1 protein-coding gene is annotated in these 662 nt (G+C 41.8%); it reads right to left on the reverse strand.

Features of this window, described 5'->3' with window-relative positions; translation table 11 throughout:
* A partial coding sequence (locus DW114_RS21925; RefSeq protein ID WP_317286377.1) for a nucleoside recognition domain-containing protein occupies positions 1–662 on the reverse strand: 662 nt, incomplete at both ends.

The raw sequence follows: 662 nt of genomic DNA on the forward strand, positions 1-662 counted from the left end.
GCTACCCACCATGCGCCATGAAATAATGCAGACGCAATCATTGCGATAATTGGCAGTTTTGCGCCACATGGGATAAAGGTGGTCGTCATGATTGTCATTTTGCGATCACTTTCATTTTCTATGGTCCTGGAAGCCATAATCCCAGGCACCCCACATCCTGTGCCAATCAGCATCGGGATAAAAGATTTCCCAGAAAGATTAAATTTACGAAATATGCGATCTAATACAAATGCAATACGTGACATATAGCCACAAGCTTCTAAGAATGCAAGTAATAAGAATAATACGATCATTTGTGGCACAAAACCAAGGACAGCGCCTACTCCACCAATGATGCCATCCACGATCAGACTTTGCAGCCATGATGCTGTATGGATACTTTCTAATATCTGATTCATCATCACAGGAATACCTGGTATCCAGATACCATACGCTGAAGGTTCTGGTACCCCGTTTACATCATCTCCTAAAACAGCATTATACATTTGGGAAAGATCGTATCCGGCTTTTGTAAAGGCGTCTGTATAAGTATGATAGGCTTCATCAAATGCTGAATAATCCTGCTGGATAATCGCATTCTTCATTTCTTTAGCGCCTGTCACATCCGCTGATACAGCCTGATCTATTATTGTAATCAATGGTGGTGTCCACACATGTTCTTC

This window comes from Absiella sp. AM09-50 (assembly GCF_003433845.1).
Taxonomy (GTDB): Bacteria; Bacillota_I; Bacilli_A; order Erysipelotrichales; family Erysipelotrichaceae; genus Hoskinsella; species Hoskinsella hominis.